This window comes from Pseudanabaena sp. CCNP1317 (assembly GCF_034931345.1).
GTDB classification, from domain to species: Bacteria; Cyanobacteriota; Cyanobacteriia; order Pseudanabaenales; family Pseudanabaenaceae; genus Pseudanabaena; species Pseudanabaena galeata.
On the sequence record NZ_JAYGIF010000106.1, the window covers coordinates 17406 to 36163 of the forward strand.

An 18758-nucleotide genomic window follows, 5' to 3' on the forward strand; every position below is an offset into this window, starting at 1 on the left:
ACGTAAACTTAAATATCAAGATTTGTGAATTTTACTCATGTCTGCACAATATTTACACAATCAATCACGGTCGATATTTATGTAATTAGTATTTTTATGGCTGTTGCCAAGTCTCTGAGGACATAAAAAACAAGAATTGATTGGTGGGGCTTCGCGCCACCAATCAATTCTTGTTTTTTAATTTTTCTTAAGATAACGTGAGTTCGGTATAGCCATTTGTGGCGTGCTTTGCACGCCGCAAATGGCGGAAAAAGTTAAGAACTGAAGTTAATTGATCAAACCCACAAACATGATGGCAGCCCAGAAGCGGGTACGATTTATCGATGCGAAATTGACTGCTGACGAAAAGTTGCTGTTACTTGCTGGTGCAGTGTTTACCGATCTTTTATACTTTGAGACTAAAGCTTCTTCATAGTCAGGAATTGCCTTGAATTTTCAGATTATCCGTTACGAAGAAATTGAGTCCACTAATAGTGAAGCATGGCGCTTAATCGATCGCCTCAATTCTGTCGAAGTCCAAAACGGCAGTCACCCCCATGGGAGTGATTGCCATACTGTGATCATTGCCAAACGTCAGACCAAAGGGAGGGGGCAACGTGGTCATAGTTGGCAGTCAGATTTGGGTGGATTATTTATGTCAGTAATTTTGCAGCCCAATGTTGCCGCCGTAAATGCTCACCAAATTACGCTTTGGTCAGCTTGGGGCATAGCCAAAGCCCTTAGTGAAACGGGGGCAAATGTCAAGCTCAAATGGCTCAATGATCTCTTAATTGATCGCCGCAAATTGGGAGGTATTCTCACCGAGACAAGAATCGAAGGTGACAAAATTCTTTATGCAGTGGTGGGGATCGGCATTAATTGGACAAATGATGTGCCTGAAGGCGCGATCGCCTTGGGAGAATTGCCAACTACTTTGTCAAGCATGGATGAACTGATCGAGGTGGTGCTAAAAGGTATTGAGCTAGGTCAAACTCGAAGCGATCGCGAAGGAATTATGGGCATTTTGGCGGAATATTTGGAGATGCTTAGCGATAAAAATGTGCGTCAAATGATTAATGGGCGGGAACTTCAAGGGCAAATAATCGACATTAGACCAACAGGCGAACTGGTAGTAAGATGGGAGGGCAATTCCCAAGACGCAATCTATCAGCCTCAAACTTTTTCTGTCGGCTATCAGTAGAATTAAAATATGCGAAAATCAACAATCTCCACGATCACACTGGCTACCCTGCTCTGCCTCTCCACAAATAACTACTTTCTAGTTGGCTCAGCATACGCCGCAACCAAATCGGCTATTTCCCCTGATATCGCAGTTACTCAACCTTCTGAGCAGTCCCCTCAAGCACAGCCTCAACCTGAGATTGCTCCTGCACCGAACACCATTGAGATTCAAAGCGATCGCAATGTTAATAACTCGGCTCCAGCTAATCAGCCTGTAAGTAATGTGGGGAATCGAGACTCTGTGCAAGTTAACATTGAATCTGCTAACCCCACCCCAAAAGCAGCAGTCAAGCGATCGCAACCAGTCGGGCAACCCGTCGAAATTGTCTTAGAAAATCGATCCACTGGTTGCAAATTCAAGGCTAGTAGCCTTTTAGAGCGCAATGCTGATCTTTGTAATCCTGAAGCGATCGCCTCTAAAAATAATGCTCAGAATTCCCAGAACTATTACCAAAATGGCAAAGTCCTCTATGCTGCGGCTTCGGGTGACACGGCTGTACAAGTGCGCCGCCTAACGGAGCAGGAAATTGCCGCGATGAGCTTGCCAAGCAATGGTGACAAGCAAATGTTGTTCCCCTTAGTCGCTCCATCGGTAATTAGTTCAATATTTGGGACTCGCGTGCATCCTGTTACAGGGCAAGTCCGCTTTCATCAAGGTACAGACTTAGCGGCTCCTGAAGGTACACCTGTCGTCGCCGCCTTTAGTGGTCGCGTGGAAATCGCGGGTTGGCTCGGAGGCTATGGCTTAATTGTGGTAATTTCCCACGGTGATACCCATGAAACAAGGTACGCTCACTTGTCTGAAGTCTTGGTCAAGCCGGGGCAAGAGATCAAGCAGGGCAATGTTATTGGTTTAGTTGGCAGTACGGGTATGTCTACTGGCCCCCACCTGCATTTTGAGATTTGGCAAAAGATGCAAGAGGGACTAGTGGCGATCGACCCTACGCCGCAGTTGCTGCTTGCCATGGAGCAGTTACAAAAATATCTCGCCCAATCACCTAAATCGACAAATAAAGCTTAAGTAACGTGAGTTCGGGATAGGCTAGCCAAAACATTAAAAGCCTCGCGAAGCGAGGCTTTTAATGTTTTGGCTCTTAGATGGGTTTGCTGCGCGAACCCTATCTAAACGTGAGTTCGATATAGCCATTTGCGGCGTGCAAAGCACGCCGCAAATGGCAAAAAATGGTAAGAATCGCTTAGCGATTCTTACCATTTTTCGCTTTCGTCGAACTTACATTGAATTAAAAAACAAACCCAGTAAGGGTTTGTATAGCAACGCAAGAGATAGATAGGACAAATCAAAACCAAAAAGGTGAGTGGCGGCGTGAAGCGCCGCCACTCACCTTTTTGGTTTTATGTCATAAGCAAAACTTACACTGCTATAAAACACCATTAATTGACATTAAACCGATAACCCAAACCATAAACAGTTTCAATTAGTTTTTCCTGTCCATATTCCGCCAATCGTCGCCGCAACAGTCTGACTTGGGCAGCAACCACGTTACTTTCTGGTTCTGCTTGCATTTCCCATAGCCGACTCAGAATCTGATCGCGGGTCAAAATTTGATGAGGATGCCGCATAAAATACTCTAAAAGCTGAAACTCTTTAGCCGTCAGTTGAATAATTTGGTGTTTCCCATTAATGTCATGGGCAGCGATCGTACAAGTATTGTAATCAAGAACGAGATTGGCAACTTTTAACTGTGTGGCTTGAATTTGTGGCGATCGCCTTTGCAAAGCCCTCAATCTAGCCAATAACTCTAACATCCCAAAGGGTTTTATGAGATAGTCATCGGCTCCTGCATCTAGTCCTTGAACACGATCTTCTATTCGATCTTTTGCCGTGAGAAGAATGACAGGAAGAGGATTTTGATTTTTGCGTAATCGTCTACATAATTCTAATCCTGAAAGCTGCGGTAACATCCAGTCCAAAATTGCCACAGTATATTCTGTAGGTTGGCAATCGAGATAGTTCCATGCTTCTTTGCCATTTTGAGCCCAATCAACCACATATTTCTCTTGCTTGAGACTACGTTGAATTGCAGTCCCTAAATCAACTTCATCTTCAACGAGTAAAACTTTCATGTTTTTTATTTACAGTCTATAGCAATGTAAGTTTTGCTTAGGACATAAAACCCAAAAGATGAGTGGCGGCGCTTTGCGCCGCCACTCATCTTTTGGGTTTTGATTTGTCCTATCTATCTCTTGCGTTGCTATATTCATGTTTTGAGTAATACAACAAATTTTTTGAAAGCGTCGCTTGGCGACGCTTTCAAAAAATTTGTTGTATTTTAAGCCAGCGTTAGGACGAATCAAAACTTACATTGCTATAACATGAGTTTGATAAAACATTGGTGTGCAAAGTTGAGATAATCTATGTCGCAATCTCGTTATGTTTGATGGTCACAAATTAACCCCAAAACATGACTATTATACGACTACTACATAAAAAGGAAGATTTTAAACTGTGGCGATCGCAAACCAATATGGCTATTACACCGAAGATAATCGGGAATTTGTGATTACAGATCCGCGCACCCCGCGCCCTTGGTTTAACTATATGTGGAACAGCCAGTATGCAGGACTGATTTCCCATACAGGCGGCGGCTTTAGCTTTCTAGAATCACCACGCGATAACCGTATTAGCAGAATGCGCTATAACTGCCTCCCTTGGGATCGTCCTGGACGCTATGTGATGGTCAAGGATGTAGCCTCGGGGCAATATTGGTCACTGAGTTGGTCACCAACAATTCACCTTAACTATGATTTTTATGAGTGTCGTCATGGTCAAGGCTATACTAAAATCACGACTGAGATTAATGGAATTCGTGGGGAAATTACGTACTTCGTTCCCAATGATGTGAATGCGGAAGTTTGGCGCGTGAAGTTGACTGATGTATCGGGTACGGCGAGGGATTTAGAGATATATTCTTTTGTAGAACTATTGATGGGGAATGCCCTCAACGATCAAATTAATCAACCCAATGACAAGCATTTTACGGACATCCATTTTGATTGCGATTTACAGGCTTTGGTCGCTACCCGCCGCTATTGGGTTCTAAATAAAGGAGTATCAGTTAAGCAGCCCAATATTGATTGGAAGTATCAAGTTTATTTCTCGCAAAGTTTACCAGTTTCTGGTTTTGACAGCAGTCTCGATACTTTTATCGGCAGATGGCGATCGGAGTCGAATCCCTTAGCAGTGGAAACAGGGGTGATGCAGAATACTGAGATCACGGCTGGCGATCCTGTAGTGGCTTTGCAATCGAAGATTAGCTTAGGGGCAAATAGTTCGGTTGATTTTGCAGTAACTTTGAAGATTGCAGCGAAAGAGATCCCCCCTACCCCCCTTGCAAAGAGGGGCAAAGAAAATTCTCCCCCCTTCACAAGGGGGGCTGGGGGGGAGCTAAACCGTGAGACAAAGATAGGGAAGGATGCGGGAGAACTACTAGAGATTGTCGATCGCCAATTTCTGCAACTTAAACAAAAATGGGATCAGCATTTATCCTGTGTGCAGGTGCAAACGCCCGATCCCGCCTTTAACGCGATGATTAATGTGTGGAATCAGTATCAGGCGGCTGTCACCTTCGATATGGCGCGAAATTCGGGCTACTATCATGGTGGATTGCTGTTTGGGACAGGAATGCGCGATCGCTTTCAGGATATTCTCGGCGTGGTCATGGTTGATCCTGCAAGAGTGCGCGAAAGATTGATTAAGGCTCTTAACTTCCAATTCAAGGATGGTTCCACGTTACATAATTACTTTGTGCTAACCAATACAGGCGAACGCACCAATCATTCCGATACACCACTTTGGATTCCCTTTGGCATTGTCGAATATCTCAAGGAAACTGGCGATTTCTCGATTTTAGAAGAAGTTGTTCCTTACCATGATGATACATCAGGCACAGTCTATGAGCATTTGGTGAGAGCGCTGGACTTTGCGATCGCCAACACAGGCGAAAAAGGAATGCCGCGCATTTTTACAGGCGATTGGAATGATACGCTCGATCATGTTGGCTCACAGGGCAAGGGCGAAACCACTTGGGGCGCGTTCTTTTTGGGTTATGTATTGAATAAGTCCTTGCCTGTTTGCGAACATCAAGGCGATTCGCAATCATTAGCAAAATTCCAAAAGTTCTATGAGCATCTGCGTCAAGTTACTAACGATATCTGTTGGGATGGTGAATGGTATTTACGCGCTTTCCGTGACAATGGCGAGCCGATTGGCGTATCTAGCGCTAGTCAGGGCAAAATCTTTTTGAACGCGCAGTCATGGGCAGTAATTTCTGAACTTGCACCGAAGGATCGCGCCGATCGCTGTATGGCAAGCAGCCGTGAGTATCTGACAACTCCTTTTGGCATGAAAATTGTTGATCCATCTTTTACGGAAATCGATGATACGGTCGGCTTAATCAGTCGTTGCGTTCCAGGGAAGAAAGAAAACGGTGCAGTGTTTAACCATGCCTCGTCTTGGTTTGTACTTGCCTCGCTGCTCAATGGTGATACCGAATTTGCATGGGAAATCTATCGCCGCATGATGCCGATTAATTCCTCACAGGCGACCGATGCAAAATGCGATCGCTTTGAAACGGAACCCTATGTTTATCCAGAATATGTGACTAGCCCCGATCATGAAACCCAAGGACAGGCAAGCCACTCATGGCTGACGGGTACAGCAGTATGGATGTTACGCATTGGCATTGATTACATTTTAGGTTTTCAACCCACTTTTGAGGGCATGATTATCGATCCCAAGATTCCTGCGGAGTGGTCAGGCTTCACGGCTCAGCGCCAATTTCGCGGCAAGGTTCTCTCGCTGACGGTAACCAATCATAGCGATGTCAAACAAATGCTAGTCAATGGTGAGGTGGTTACAGGGAAATTGATCGATTTGGCAAAATATGTAGGTGATGAAATCGCGATCGCAGTTCATCTCTAGAAAACCATTGTCAGCAACTATCTAGATCCCCCCTCCCCTCTTATACTAACGTTAGTTCGCCGAAAGCGAAAAATGGTAAGAATCGCTAAGCGATTCTTACCATTTTTCGCCATTTGCGTCGTGCGAAGCACGACGCAAATGGCTATATCGAACTCGCGTTATACTAATTCACGAAAGTGTGACAACACTTTTGTGAGTTAAAAACCAAACCCAGTCAGGATTTTCAAAACACAAAATGGCTAAGCCATTTTGTGTTTTGGCATAATTGCTATAGCAATGTAAGTTTTGCTTAGGACATAAAACCAAAAAGATGAGTGGCGGCGCTTCGCGCCGCCACTCATCTTTTTGGTTTTGATTTTTCCTATCTATCTCTTGCGTTGCTATAGAAGGAAATTAGACGTAAAGCACCTCGCCTCCTTTTTTGATTTGGCGATGAAGATCGATATAATATTCAAAAATATATTGAATTAATCCATGTCGATCGCATTTAGTAAATATCACGGCCTAGGTAACGATTTTATCCTGATCGATAACCGTCACAGTGCTGAACTAATTCTCACCCCTGAGCAGGCTATCAAATGGTGCGATCGCAATTTTGGTGTTGGCGCAGACGGAGTAATTTTTCTGCTGACTGAGAGTAATGGAGAACATCGGATGCGGATTTTTAACTCCGATGGCTCCGAGCCAGAGATGTGCGGCAATGGAATTCGTTGCCTAGCTAAATTTATGCAGGACTTGAATATCCCAACTACTGACAACAAATATAAGATTCAAACTGGCGCAGGTTTGATTGTGCCACAAATGGATGTGGATGGACAGGTAACTGTTGATATGGGCAAACCATTTTTGACCGCCAACGAGATTCCTACAACTTTGGGTGAAAGCGATCGCAAGGTTGTCAATGTGCCACTTGAAGTTGGAGACAAGACTTGGAATGTCACGACAGTAAGCATGGGTAATCCGCACTGTATGACCTTTGTTGATGATGTCGATACAATTGCTTTGGCGGAAATTGGTGTTCTCTTTGAACATCATGCTGTATTCCCTAAACGCACAAATACCGAGTTTGTGGAAGTCGTTAATCGCAGCTATGTGAAAATGCGTGTATGGGAACGGGGCGCAGGAGCAACCTTAGCTTGTGGGACGGGTGCTTGTGCGACGGTTGTAGCTGGTGTTTTAAATGATCTGTGCGATCGCATCTGTACGGTAAATCTCCCTGGGGGCGATCTCAAAATCCATTGGTCAGCCGAAAGCGATCACATTCTGATGACTGGTCCCGCAACTTTAGTATTTACTGGTTTAGCAGAGAACGAATTGTAAATAAGCTATGGCTATTGCGGCGTTTTGCGTCACAATAGCGCTAAAAAGGAAGGTTATGGTAAGTAGCTAACCATAATTAAAACCTAAAACCAGAAGCTGTCTCGTCTGCGTATCGGGCAGGACAGATTTCTAGGTTTAGCGAACCACAATAAATTTCTTGATTTGGGTTTAAGCGCAAAGGTCTATTTAGCGTTTATCAGTCTAGTGAAGTACGGGTTTGTTTTCCCGCCGAAGGCGGGAAAACAAACCTTTATACCTCGCTTGCTTGTAAAAGACTATAAACATAAAAAACTAGAGGTTTTCAAAATGAGTGAAACAATATTTAGTAAAATTATTAAGCGAGAAATTCCTGCTAGCATACTCTATGAGGATGATCTTGTCCTTGCTTTCCGCGATGTCAATCCTCAAGCTCCAGTACATTTTCTCGTCATTCCTAAAAAGCCGATTGTGAAGCTTTCGGAAGCAAATATAGAGGATCAAAATTTATTAGGGCATCTATTACTTATAGCTAGTAAAGTCGCTGCTCAAGAAGGATTAACTGATTTTCGTTTGGTTACTAATAATGGAGCAGGAGCTGGGCAGAGCGTCTTCCATTTACATATTCATGTTTTAGGCGATCGTTCCTTTGCTTGGCCCCCTGGTTAAACCATACAGATGAGAAGCAGCATCACTTATCTGCTATACCAAAGAACAAAATGCCTTAGCAATGTGAGTTGATATAGCCATTTGCGTCGTGCGAAACACAACGCAAATGGCGGAAAATGGCTAGAATCGCTTAGCGATTCTAGCCATTTTCCGCTCTCGTCGCACAGACGTTAATCTAACGTGAGTTCGATATAGCCATTTGCGGCGTGCTTCGCACGACGCAAATGGCGAAAAATGGTAAGAATCGCTTAGCGATTCTTACCATTTTTCGCTGTCGTCGAACTGACGTTAATCTAGACGCATTCTTGGTTACTGAAAATAAGCGATCGCCCTGCGGCAGGCTAGGGCGAACACCTACTAAGTCACCACCTAAAACCTAGAAACCTTTCCTGCCCGCGTATCGGGCGGGAAAGGTTTCTAGGTTTTTAGATTACTTATGTCTAGTTACTTAGTCGATAACTTTTTTGACTTCATCTTTGACATCTTCAGCGGTGTGGCGTAATTTTGCTTCAGCTTGTTTTGCCTGACCTTCCGATTGGTTTTTAGTGTCACCCGTCAGATCTCCCACGGTTTCTTGCACTTTGCCTTCAACATTTTTAGCAGTTGCCTTAGCTCTATTTTCTAAACTCATAATGGACTCCTTCTATAATTTGAGAATTATTTATTGATGTTACGTCGAGATTCCACTTCCTATATCCTCTTCCATCGAGAGAAGAGAAGCAAACCCATATTATTCTCTTGTGCATCTATTCAGAAACAGAGATGCTAGGGGTTTGGGCTTAGAATGGTTGAAATTTCTACATAACAAGATGTGTCTATAAGAGTCGAATTAACAACCCTTACTTCTAGAATTACTATGACAGACCAATATTTGATTTCTTGAATGAATTGATTAAGTTGATTGAATAAGATACAAATCGCAATTAAAATCACAACACTTTAACCTAATCCTCAATAGAAAATAACGACGATTCGCTCTGCCATAATTTTTTGGAGTGAGTTGATATCGCCATTTGTCGAACTGACGTTAAGTTTGAGTTAATTCTAATGTTATAGCAACGTAAGTATTGCTTAGGACATAAAACCAAAAAGATGAGAGGCGGCGCTTCGCGCCGCCTCTCATCTTTTTGGTTTTGATTTGTCCTAGCTATCTCTTGCGTTACTATACGTAGAACAAAGATCGTCATCATGTTTCCATGTCATCCTAAAAGAGGATTTGGAGACCAAATCCCTACCATATTTGAAAAGTAGGGGCTTGGTCTCCAAGCCTCAATGAGCTAGCTCCCAGAGAGAGTTTGCGGTGCGAACCATCTCTAGGAGCCAAAACAGTAAAAACCTCGCTTTGCGAGGCTTTTACTGTTTTGATTTTTAAAATTTCGTAGCTTATTCGGAACTCTCCACAATTAGAACCTAAAACCAGAAGCTGGCCAGTTTGCTACGCGGGCGGGACAGCTTCTGGTTTTGTCTAGCTACTTACTAGTTTATAGACTCATTTTCACTCGTTAGACGCTTATCAAAGTTTTCTTCATATCTAAGATCTTGAGTATGGAATAGCTTGTCCCAGAAGGTGAAATAGAGACCATAATGCAAGGTGTACTTGAAATGATGGATAGAATGATGAGCTGGACCAATAAACCATTTGCCTAGCCAATGATGGGGAAAAGATACAGGTAACCGATCAATGCCTAGATGGTTTAACACAGCCCAAACCGTCATTGTGGTCAGGACAGCTATTAAAGTGATGAAATGTAGTGGAATCACAAAAACAATACCCACTAAAAAAAGAGAACTAACGATCGCTTCTAAAGGGTCAAAAGCAAATGAAGTCCAAGGTGTGGTGTAGCGCGATCGGTGATGTCCTTGATGTAACCAACGAAAAAGGGAAGGGTGATGAAACAATCGATGGGTGAAATAGAAATATGCGTCCTGTAGAATCAACACGAGGCTATAACTTATACCTAAATACCACAATCCATACTGATGAGGATTGCTGTAAATGCGGGTAAGGTTCCATCCATATCCCGATACGATGAATGCAGAGGCGATCGCAAAGACGGCTGCTGAAAGCACAGATAGTTTAATATCTCGTCGTATTGAATCCCAAGATGGAACTTGTGGTGGATTTTGCCCACCTAGTGACTGACGGAATGGTGAATAAAAAAACAGATACATCCCCCCTGCCACAAGAAAATATCGGGCAAGAATAATCCCGAAGAATGCAATACCGTAAAATCCAAATGAGTGATCTAGCAATTTAGACTCTATTAAAAAAGATGAATCTGACTAAAGAAATTAAAAGATAGCTCAAAATTGCATAGGCAATAATTGCAATCACAATATTTACATCAAATATATTTGTACCACCATCAGATGTAGGGCTGATGAATAAGGTCGAAAATGGAGCAATAAATGGTGCGGATAAATTATTGATTAAACGAGCAAACTCATTTTGAGTATTAGCACCAAATAAACGTAATACAAATCTTAGCATCAGTAATATTTCGATGATTCCCCCTAGCCAGTAAATACTGTTAACTACCCAATAGTAGATATTACTGCGTTGAGCTTTTCCTAGACGTTGTTCTTCTTGTTGAAGGCGAAAAGTCTCTTCATCCTGTCTTAGGTCTTGCTGTCTTTCTTGATTGCTTTCATTTCGCTGATTATCGTTCATGTTTAGACTACTGAGTTTTGTGATGGGGCTAAATAACTATTTAGCTTTTAGCCCTAAGATGACAGATAGCTGCATTATTTATTGATTGAATTGATTGACTACGATACAAATCTTTAAGTAGCTAGACATTAAGTGCGTATTTGAGAATTGAAAGCGTTACAAAGCAACGCTTTCAATTTTTTCTTGAGGCTCGTTTGAGCGCAAAGCGCTATAGGATAAACTGCAAATCTAGAATCTTGTGACGATTGAATTTGAAACTGCTGTTCTAAAATTGTGAGAGTTTATGCAATAAATGTTTCGTTCTTCTGACGATCGCCTTTTTAGTTAAAATTCCTTGCGAAGGGCTAAATAATAGAGCTAAAAGGAAAAGTCCTGAAATAATCAAGACGATCGCACTACCAGAAGGAACATTTTGATAATAGCTAATGTACATGCCACTAACACTGGCGATAACACCGAACAATGCTCCTAGTGCCATCATTAAGTGTAATTCCTTCACTAATAGATAGGCGGTGGCGGCGGGGCCAGTGAGGAGTGAAACCACTAACACCACACCGACCGATTGCATACTGGCGATAATCGTGAGGGTGATGCCTGCCATCAGTCCAAAGTGAATGAAATGGACAGGTAAGCCCATAGCTTTAGAAGCTAGCGGATCAAAGCAATAGAAAATTAATTCACGGTAGAAGATGACTACACAAGCTAAGACGGCGATCGCAATAATCAAAGTTCGCCATAGGTCAGCAGTGGTCACTCCCAAAATATCGCCAAATAGAAAACTATGCAGATCTAATTTGCTTTTGAGGGTGGTAATTAACATGACACCCAAGGCTAAAAATCCTGAAAATACCAGAGCCATTGCCGTATCAACTTTAATTTTGGAATGGGTCTGAATCCAAGCCACGACAAAGGTGCTAATCGTACCTGCGATGAATGCACCCAGAAAAATATCCATGCCAATATAAAAGGCGATCGCCAGCCCTGGCAAGACCGCATGGGCAACCACATCGCCTAAAAGTCCCATATGCTGCACGATCAGATAACTACCAACCACCGCCGATAGAATCCCAATGAGAATGCCGATCGCGATCGCATTTCGCATAAACTCAAAGCCCAAAGGCTCTATTAACCAATTCAACATAAATTTTGTTCCTTAACTTATTTCGTCCAAAGTGAAGATCTGCCCTCACCCCCCAGCCCCCTCTCCCATTAAGGGCGAGGGGGAGAAAGATTAATTTCTTGTTCCCCTCTCCCTTTTTGGGCTGCTGTGTACACACAAGTTATCAGCTATATAGTGAGTTACTAAAGATCCCCCTCAATCCCCCTTGTAAAGGGGGAAGAAGAAAATTCTCCCCCCTTTACAAGGGGGGCTGGGGGGATCTAAACCCCGAAACGAAGACAGAGAAACTTGTGTGTACAAGGTAGCCCTTTTTGGGAGAGGGGCTAGGGGTGAGGGTCTATAATTCTTTCTGCATCAAAATCACACTGTCGCCGTAGGCGCGTTTAATATTCTGGGAAGTAATCACAGTATCGCGATCACCATCGGCAATTAGTTCTTTATTCATTAGCAATAGGCGATCGTAATTATCTAAATTAGATCCAAGATCGTGAGTGATTACTAACAGGATTTTGCTTTGCGATTTCAATTCCGCAAACACCTCAAAGATTACTTCCTCCGTTTTTTTATCGACACCCACAAACGGCTCATCGAAAAATAGTAATTCTGCTTCTTGGGCGATCGCCCTTGCTAGAAATACTCTCTGTTGTTGACCGCCCGATAGTTCGCCAATTTGGCGATCGCGTAGTTCCCATATGCCGACACGCTGAAGCGCCGATTTGACAATGCTCTCGCAGTGACAGCCTGACTTTTTGATCCAGCCTAGCCAATTACGATGACGGGTACGCGCCATCATTACCGCACCCCAAACCGTCACAGGAAAATCCCAATCCACCTGCGATCGCTGCGGCACATAGGCAACGGTGCGAAGCTGTCGATGCAAAGCCCGCGATCGATAACGCACATGACCATTACTAGCAGGCACTAATCCCAGAATTGCCTTAAAAATCGTACTTTTGCCAGCGCCATTGGGACCAATCACCGCCACCATTTGCCCAGAATCGATCGCAAAGCTGACATCTTCCACGGCATTGACATCGTGATAGCTGACTGCCAAATGCTCAACTTCTAGCATATTTTTTTGTTTGCGGTTAAGTTTGCGATTAAACTGATAATGATTATCGTTCTTAGTATATAATCAATTCACCTTAGCGCAATATTTTTGTTCCATGCCCATCGATCTGTTCCCCAAAAAACCTGCCGTTAGTGCCGAACAATCGCAGCAGGTCAAGGATTGGTTATATGAAATCTTGCAAATTAATCATCAAACAGTTATTTCTCTTAGCCAATTACAATGCCAAGATCCCGATTGTCCCCCTATTCAGACGGCGATCGCGATTATGACCAGCCCACATCGGATCATTCGCATTCATAAGGCAATTTCCGATATTACCTATGTTGATGTAGTACAGGCGATCGCTGTTAATCTTAAAGATTAGGGATTTTAAAAGCACAAAATAGCCACGCCATTTTGTGCTTTTAAAATCCTTATAGGGTTTGATTTTTATAGCAATGAAAGTTTTGCTTAGGACATAAAACCCAAATAAATGAAGGCGGCGCAAAGCGCCGCCTTCATTTATTTGGGTTTTGATTTGTCCTAGCTATCTCTTGCGTTGCTATAACTTCCAAAAGTGTAGCAACACTTTTGGAAATTGGTACAAGTTTTGCTTAGGACATAAAGCCGAAAAGATGAGTGGCGGCGCTTTGCGCCGCCACTCATCTTTTCGGCTTTGATTTTCTCTTGCTCTAATAATCACTGAAGGGTCTAATCGTAGATTTTGCCAGTGCAGGAACTATGCGATCGCTTGCCATTCTTGCGCCCGAAATATTTCTTGCTGTGGGTCCCACACGCAGAGCGGCTAGACCTCCCATGATAAATAAATCGCAGCCATGCCATCGCAAATGTTCATTGAGAATAGGAAATCCGTTAACGAGGGGTTGCGGATATTGCTGCATTACTTGACGTAGCAACGGTTCCGCTTTTGCATCAAACCTTGTACCTGTGGCTAACCAAAGGCGATCGCATGATAATTCTATTCCATCTATACAAATAATTTGCCATTTTGTTCCATTCCAACTGGCTTGAGCAACTTCGCATTCTGGATGAAATTCTAATCTGCCTTGATGATGCTCTCTTCGTAATTGTGTCATCACCGAGGGAGTCATCGAACCACCATCTCTCGCTGTGAGAACTATTTCCCGCCGTTTTTGCCAATCGGTTTCGGCATGAAAACCCTTGAGATATTTGGGACCAAGCCATCCCGCATCGGCATCAAAGAGCTTTTCTTTAAATTGCCGACGGGAAAGCAATAATACCTTTGCGCCACGGGCGATCGCCCCTAAAGCCAAATGTCCACTAGTTAAGCCACCACCAACGATCAAGATAGTTTCTCCCGCTAAGTGTGGCGATGCTAGATTGAGGTCACTAGAATGCACAAGGCGATCGCAAGGAAAGTTAGGGGTAATCCGCTCAACCCAATTGGGAATTTGTTTAATGCTGTTATTGGTGGCTAAGACAACGCGCTTAGCGGTGATGCTTTTGCCATGATTTAGCCAAAGCCGAAAGCCTCGACGAGGGGATAGAATTGGCTCTAGATCAACAACTTTAGAGGCAATTAGGCGTTCTGATAATTGCTGTGAGGCGATCGCATTTTGGCAAAAGTCACGAAATAGCTTCGTGGATGGCAAATCATAGGGAGGAAATAATTCTTCGGGACGTTTTTCGGCGAAGCGCCGCAATGCGAAGGGATCGGGGGCGGGATGATGAACGGCAGGCGATCGCAGATGAGGAATTTCTTGAGCGGCAAATTGGCGATGCCATTGGGTGAGCCAATCACCACTAGGATCGAAAATTAGAATTTTCTCGCGCAAATCTTGACGTTTTTGCAGGAGATGCAGGGTTAAGGTGAGAGCGTGAACTCCTGCGCCAATGATGGCTATGTCAATATCAAAGTTACCTTTAGCCTGAATCTTGGCTTTGCTGGGGTAATTCAGGGATTGGGCTGAAGAATTATGTGTAGATTCTGCTAAGCGATCGCCCAAATTAACAATAGACATAGCAAACTAAATAACAACAATGATAATCATTATCATTTTATACTGCCTTAACTGCTAAATGTCTATAGCAATCCTAAATAGGTTGTGAGAGTGCGACCCTTTGGGGCGCACTCTCACAACATTCAAAATCTTACAACTCATTTAGAAGCGCTATATGTCTAGTGAAAGTTAAGTTTGTGAGTGACTTAATCGATTCCTATCAGCAATTAATTGAACATGGATAAGAATGGAGTTAATGTGATTCAAGCGAAGTTGGCAAATTTTGAGAGGATGACTTGGGGGGATATTGCTGGATGCGAAGAAACAAAATCACAATGTTTCGACGGAATAGATACTGAGTGATAGTCCTTTGGCTCAAGTTAATCTAGTGCTGTTGACTATCTATTCAAAGAGCGATCGCGATGACATTAGCTCTGCTGAGATTTTGAATATTTTATCTGATGTTCTCAAGCCATGAACTCAGATAAGCCGTATGGTATAGTAGATACGTTAGGAATGGAGGCAAAAATGACAGAGTTACTTACACCTCAATCTCTTTATGATCAAGATATTTTGCTTTGGGTCGAAGATACGATCGCTAAGCTGAAAGCCCATGATTTTGCAAATTTGGATTTAGAAAATTTAATTGAGGAGATAGATACTTTGGGGAAAAGTCAGCGTAATGCGATGAGAAGTCTATTGAGAAGACTAATCGAGCATTTGCTAAAACGGTGTTATGTTCCATTACCTGAGTGTTATGTTGGTTGGCAAAGAGAAATTAGAGCTTTTCGTAACGATATCAAGGATATTTTGGAAGATGCTCCAAGCTTAAAAAATCAAATTGCAGAGATTTTGCCTAAAGCATTTGAGACTGCCCTTACGTCAATGAGGGAAGAATATCCCCAAGTAAATTTTCCTAATTCTTGGCTTGGCAATTGCGATGTCAATGACATTCTAAATCGTAACTTTTGGGAAGATAGTTAACTGCGATCGCCAGTCACATCACTTTTCAGGCAAATAGGCGATCGCATAATGACTAGGCTATATTAGATTTACAGTATATTTTTATTTCTCATTATTAGTGAGGTTATCTAAATGAGAGCAGTGGAAGCTACGGGGACAATTGATCGCGAAGGGCATTTATTGTTAGATCATCCTTTTGATGTGGATATAGCTGGGCGTGTTCGTGTGATTGTGTTGTTTTCTGAACCAGATCAGGAATTGGAAGATGATCCTGATGATACGCCTATTGAGGAGGTGAAGGCGAGTTTGAAAAGGGCTTTTCAGCAAGCTAAGGCAGGGCAGCGTATTCCATTTGAAAAAATGTGGGACGGAATCGATGCCGAGTGATAGTCCTTTGGTGTGGTAGCAATCTAAAGATATGGCAATTGAAGTTACAGAAGATTATCGAAGTTTGTTAGTGGCGGTGAAGCATCGGATTCGTGCTGCTCAGTATGAGGCTTTAAAGGCGGTTAATCGTGAGTTAATGGCGCTTTATTGGGATATTGGTGAGTTAATCGTTACTCGTCAAGAAAGCGCTGGTTGGGGTAAGTCAGTGGTGGAACAATTAGCTCATGATTTGCAGGTTGAGTTTCATGGGATGGCTGGGTTTTCGGCGCGGAATATTTGGAATATGCGAAGTTTTTATGTTACCTACCGCACTAACGAAAAACTGCAACCATTGGTTGCAGAAATTGGCTGGACTCATAATCTGGTGATCTTAGAGAAGTGTAAAGACGATTTGCAGAGAGAGTTTTACATTCGCATGACCCAAAAATTTGGCTGGACAAAAAATGTGTTAATTCACCAAATCGAGAACAAAACTTACGAAAAGACTTTGCTAAATCAAACAAATTTCGATCGCACTTTGTCAGAGGAGATGCGCGATCGCGCCAAGCTTGCGGTTAAGGATGCATATACATTTGATTTTCTGGAGTTAGCGGATGAACATAGCGAACGCGAACTTGAGAAGGCGATTTTGACGAGGGTGGAACCATTTTTGCAAGAGATGGGTGGGATGTTTACTTTTGTGGGTAGTCAATATCGTTTAGAGATTAGTGATGAGGAGTATTTTATTGATTTGTTGCTGTATCACCGTGGGCTGAAGTGTTTGGTGGCGGTTGAGTTAAAGATTGGGAAGTTTTTGCCTGAATATGTGGGGAAGATGCAGTTCTATTTGGCGGCTTTGGACGATCGCGTGAGGTTGGAGGGTGAGAATGCGGCGATTGGAATTATTCTTTGTAAGTCAAAGGATCGGACGATTGTGGAGTATGCGCTGCGGCAGTCGAATCAGGCGATCGGAGTTGCCACTTATCAAATTGTGTCGTCTTTGCCGTTGGAGTTGCAGGGACAGTTGCCTGCTCCAGAGCAGGTGGCTAGGTTGTTGGGGGGGATTTAGGCGATTTTATAATGAGATTTGATACAGAAGGTGCGAACAATCTAAAATGCTGAGAAAGTGAGAATTTAATTTATGAGCGATTTAATCGATTCCTATCAGCAATTAATCGATCACATTGGCGAATGCTTGGCACAGGGGCAGCAACGCGCTTTTGAGCAGGTTAATACGCTTTTGGTAGAAACTTATTGGCAAATTGGGCAGTACATTGTGGAGTTTGAGCAGAAGGGGAATGAGAGGGCAGAATATGGTTCAAGGTTGTTAACTCAATTATCACGGGATTTGAAATCTGCTTATGGCAAAGGATTTAGTCGCCGTAATGTCTTGGATATGCGCCGCTTTTATGTTGGTTATCCAAAATGGCAGATGGTGTCTGCCAAATTAGGTTGGTCGCATTACACGGAGCTTTTGGCGATTTCGGATGATTTAGCGAGATCGTTTTATGAACAGCAATGCATACGCGATCGCTGGAGTGTGAGGGAACTAAAGCGTCAGAAGGATTCGGCTTTGTTTGAGCGAGTTGCCATGAGTAAGGATCGAGCAGAGATTTTGGCTTTGGCTCAGAAAGGACAAAAAATTGAGTCAGCAAAGGATGTGGTGAAAGATCCCTATGTGTTTGAGTTTTTGGATTTGCCCGATCGCAATTACTTTGAGAGTGAATTAGAAAATCGGTTGATTGTGCAGTTAGAGAAGTTTTTATTAGAACTGGGAAAGGGATTTGCATTTATCGGGCAACAGTACCGAATTACGTTAAATAATACGCATTTTTATGTAGATTTAGTGTTTTATCATCGTATTTTGAAATGTTTTGTCTTAATTGATTTGAAAACAAGGGCGGTGCGTCATGAAGATATAGGACAGATGAATATGTATCTAAACTATTTTCGTGCCGAAGAGAATATGGAAGATGATAATGAGCCGATTGGCATTGTGTTGGCGAGAGATAAGGATGAGATTTTGGTTGAGTATGCGACTGGGGGGATTTCTAATCAGCTTTTTGTGTCGAGGTATCAGCTTTATTTGCCCGATGTTGAGGTTTTGAAGCAGGAGTTAAGGAGGCTTTTGGATGAGAGCGATCGCTGACACTATGATGATGTCTGTTGATAGTTTGGGTAAAAATTATGTTGCAGTTAAGGTCAGTATATTGTGCTGACGACTCACTCGAAGGGCGATCGCGTGATTTCGTTGGCGGCGATCGCTTTTGGCAAGAAGTCGAGTAGTAAGGTGTATGGAGTTGATGCGATTCGGGAGAAGCTGGCAAGTTTTGAGACGATGACTTGGGGGGAGATATTGCTGGATGCGAAGATACAAAATCACAATATTTCGGTGGATAAGTTAATCAAGGAGGCTCAGGATCGCCTTTTTGAGATTTTCTCTGAGCAGTGGGATGCTAAAGTATTATGAAAGCTTG

19 protein-coding genes are annotated in these 18758 nt (G+C 43.0%); 12 read left to right on the forward strand and 7 right to left on the reverse strand.

Annotated features, from left to right (window positions below):
* Positions 1–271 precede the first annotated feature (271 nt).
* From VB775_RS19330 to VB775_RS19340, 3 genes are read left to right on the forward strand one after another with little or no spacing between them, the layout of a single operon-like run.
* Positions 272–415, forward strand: coding sequence for a hypothetical protein (locus VB775_RS19330; protein ID WP_281008145.1), 144 nt, complete (start codon positions 272–274; stop codon positions 413–415).
* 12 nt (positions 416–427) lie between these two features.
* Positions 428–1180: a biotin--[acetyl-CoA-carboxylase] ligase gene (locus tag VB775_RS19335; RefSeq protein WP_281008146.1), complete on the forward strand. Its 753-nt coding sequence runs from the start codon at positions 428–430 to the stop codon at positions 1178–1180.
* A 9-nt stretch (positions 1181–1189) separates the two neighbouring features.
* On the forward strand, positions 1190–2242 hold the full coding sequence (locus VB775_RS19340) for a M23 family metallopeptidase (protein WP_281008147.1): 1053 nt from the start codon (positions 1190–1192) through the stop codon (positions 2240–2242).
* Between the two features lie 371 nt (positions 2243–2613).
* Here VB775_RS19340 and rppA read toward each other — a convergent pair whose 3' ends face one another.
* Positions 2614–3306, reverse strand: coding sequence for a two-component system response regulator RppA (rppA, locus tag VB775_RS19345; protein ID WP_281008148.1), 693 nt, complete (start codon positions 3304–3306; stop codon positions 2614–2616).
* 382 nt (positions 3307–3688) lie between these two features.
* On the opposite strand from rppA, the gene VB775_RS19350 reads away from it, so the two are divergent.
* The 3 genes from VB775_RS19350 to VB775_RS19360 all read left to right on the forward strand — a co-directional run bounded on the left by VB775_RS19350 (position 3689) and on the right by VB775_RS19360 (position 8128).
* Positions 3689–6163, forward strand: a complete 2475-nt coding sequence (locus VB775_RS19350) for a GH36-type glycosyl hydrolase domain-containing protein (RefSeq protein ID WP_281008149.1) — start codon at positions 3689–3691, stop codon at positions 6161–6163.
* A gap of 474 nt (positions 6164–6637) precedes the next feature.
* On the forward strand, positions 6638–7483 hold the full coding sequence (gene dapF / locus VB775_RS19355; RefSeq protein ID WP_281008150.1) for a diaminopimelate epimerase: 846 nt from the start codon (positions 6638–6640) through the stop codon (positions 7481–7483).
* 306 nt (positions 7484–7789) lie between these two features.
* Positions 7790–8128 carry a histidine triad nucleotide-binding protein gene (locus VB775_RS19360; RefSeq protein ID WP_281008151.1) on the forward strand — a complete coding sequence of 113 codons (339 nt, stop codon included), beginning with the start codon at positions 7790–7792 and terminating at the stop codon, positions 8126–8128.
* Between the two features lie 448 nt (positions 8129–8576).
* Here the strand turns inward: VB775_RS19360 and VB775_RS19365 are convergent, their stop codons facing one another.
* The 5 genes from VB775_RS19365 to VB775_RS19385 form a co-directional block, all read right to left on the reverse strand.
* Entirely contained in the window at positions 8577–8759 is a 183-nt protein-coding gene (locus VB775_RS19365; protein WP_281008152.1) for a CsbD family protein, read from the reverse strand.
* 845 nt (positions 8760–9604) lie between these two features.
* Positions 9605–10381: a sterol desaturase family protein gene (locus VB775_RS19370; protein ID WP_281008153.1), complete on the reverse strand. Its 777-nt coding sequence runs from the start codon at positions 10379–10381 to the stop codon at positions 9605–9607.
* A gap of 1 nt (position 10382) precedes the next feature.
* A complete protein-coding gene (locus VB775_RS19375; RefSeq protein ID WP_281008154.1) occupies positions 10383–10799 on the reverse strand; it encodes a YggT family protein in 417 nt (138 codons plus the stop codon).
* A 265-nt stretch (positions 10800–11064) separates the two neighbouring features.
* Positions 11065–11940, reverse strand: coding sequence for a metal ABC transporter permease (locus tag VB775_RS19380; RefSeq protein ID WP_281008155.1), 876 nt, complete (start codon positions 11938–11940; stop codon positions 11065–11067).
* 316 nt (positions 11941–12256) lie between these two features.
* Positions 12257–12991 carry a metal ABC transporter ATP-binding protein gene (locus tag VB775_RS19385; protein ID WP_281008156.1) on the reverse strand — a complete coding sequence of 245 codons (735 nt, stop codon included), beginning with the start codon at positions 12989–12991 and terminating at the stop codon, positions 12257–12259.
* Between the two features lie 94 nt (positions 12992–13085).
* Here VB775_RS19385 and VB775_RS19390 point away from each other — a divergent pair, with 94 nt between their 5' ends.
* Positions 13086–13355 (forward strand): hypothetical protein, encoded by a 270-nt coding sequence (locus tag VB775_RS19390; protein ID WP_281008157.1) that lies wholly within the window; start codon positions 13086–13088, stop codon positions 13353–13355.
* A 307-nt stretch (positions 13356–13662) separates the two neighbouring features.
* On the opposite strand, the gene VB775_RS19395 is transcribed toward VB775_RS19390, so the two are convergent.
* Positions 13663–14973, reverse strand: a complete 1311-nt coding sequence (locus VB775_RS19395) for an FAD/NAD(P)-binding protein (protein ID WP_281008158.1) — start codon at positions 14971–14973, stop codon at positions 13663–13665.
* A gap of 507 nt (positions 14974–15480) precedes the next feature.
* Between VB775_RS19395 and VB775_RS19400 the strand changes: the two genes are divergently transcribed.
* The 5 genes from VB775_RS19400 (at position 15481) to VB775_RS19420 (ending at position 18751) form a co-directional block, all read left to right on the forward strand.
* A complete protein-coding gene (locus tag VB775_RS19400) occupies positions 15481–15936 on the forward strand; it encodes a DUF29 domain-containing protein (protein WP_281008159.1) in 456 nt (151 codons plus the stop codon).
* Between the two features lie 111 nt (positions 15937–16047).
* Complete coding sequence (locus tag VB775_RS19405) at positions 16048–16302, forward strand: hypothetical protein (RefSeq protein ID WP_281008160.1); 255 nt, start codon at positions 16048–16050, stop codon at positions 16300–16302.
* 31 nt (positions 16303–16333) lie between these two features.
* Positions 16334–17350, forward strand: coding sequence for a PDDEXK nuclease domain-containing protein (locus VB775_RS19410; protein ID WP_281008161.1), 1017 nt, complete (start codon positions 16334–16336; stop codon positions 17348–17350).
* A gap of 72 nt (positions 17351–17422) precedes the next feature.
* Positions 17423–18430, forward strand: coding sequence for a PDDEXK nuclease domain-containing protein (locus VB775_RS19415; RefSeq protein WP_281008162.1), 1008 nt, complete (start codon positions 17423–17425; stop codon positions 18428–18430).
* 63 nt (positions 18431–18493) lie between these two features.
* Positions 18494–18751, forward strand: a complete 258-nt coding sequence (locus tag VB775_RS19420) for a hypothetical protein (RefSeq protein ID WP_281008163.1) — start codon at positions 18494–18496, stop codon at positions 18749–18751.
* Positions 18752–18758 lie beyond the last annotated feature (7 nt).

Bases quoted from the DNA above. Each gene is read 5' to 3' on its own strand.
- VB775_RS19340 (WP_281008147.1), top strand. From the start codon at position 1,190: ATGCGAAAATCAACAATCTCCACGATCACACTGGCTACCCTGCTCTGC.
- rppA (WP_281008148.1), bottom strand. From the start codon at position 3,306: ATGAAAGTTTTACTCGTTGAAGATGAAGTTGATTTAGGGACTGCAATT.
- dapF (WP_281008150.1), top strand. From the start codon at position 6,638: ATGTCGATCGCATTTAGTAAATATCACGGCCTAGGTAACGATTTTATC.
- VB775_RS19360 (WP_281008151.1), top strand. From the start codon at position 7,790: ATGAGTGAAACAATATTTAGTAAAATTATTAAGCGAGAAATTCCTGCT.
- VB775_RS19365 (WP_281008152.1), bottom strand. From the start codon at position 8,759: ATGAGTTTAGAAAATAGAGCTAAGGCAACTGCTAAAAATGTTGAAGGC.
- VB775_RS19375 (WP_281008154.1), bottom strand. From the start codon at position 10,799: ATGAACGATAATCAGCGAAATGAAAGCAATCAAGAAAGACAGCAAGAC.
- VB775_RS19380 (WP_281008155.1), bottom strand. From the start codon at position 11,940: ATGTTGAATTGGTTAATAGAGCCTTTGGGCTTTGAGTTTATGCGAAAT.
- VB775_RS19385 (WP_281008156.1), bottom strand. From the start codon at position 12,991: ATGCTAGAAGTTGAGCATTTGGCAGTCAGCTATCACGATGTCAATGCC.
- VB775_RS19390 (WP_281008157.1), top strand. From the start codon at position 13,086: ATGCCCATCGATCTGTTCCCCAAAAAACCTGCCGTTAGTGCCGAACAA.
- VB775_RS19395 (WP_281008158.1), bottom strand. From the start codon at position 14,973: ATGTCTATTGTTAATTTGGGCGATCGCTTAGCAGAATCTACACATAAT.
- VB775_RS19400 (WP_281008159.1), top strand. From the start codon at position 15,481: ATGACAGAGTTACTTACACCTCAATCTCTTTATGATCAAGATATTTTG.
- VB775_RS19405 (WP_281008160.1), top strand. From the start codon at position 16,048: ATGAGAGCAGTGGAAGCTACGGGGACAATTGATCGCGAAGGGCATTTA.
- VB775_RS19410 (WP_281008161.1), top strand. From the start codon at position 16,334: ATGGCAATTGAAGTTACAGAAGATTATCGAAGTTTGTTAGTGGCGGTG.
- VB775_RS19415 (WP_281008162.1), top strand. From the start codon at position 17,423: ATGAGCGATTTAATCGATTCCTATCAGCAATTAATCGATCACATTGGC.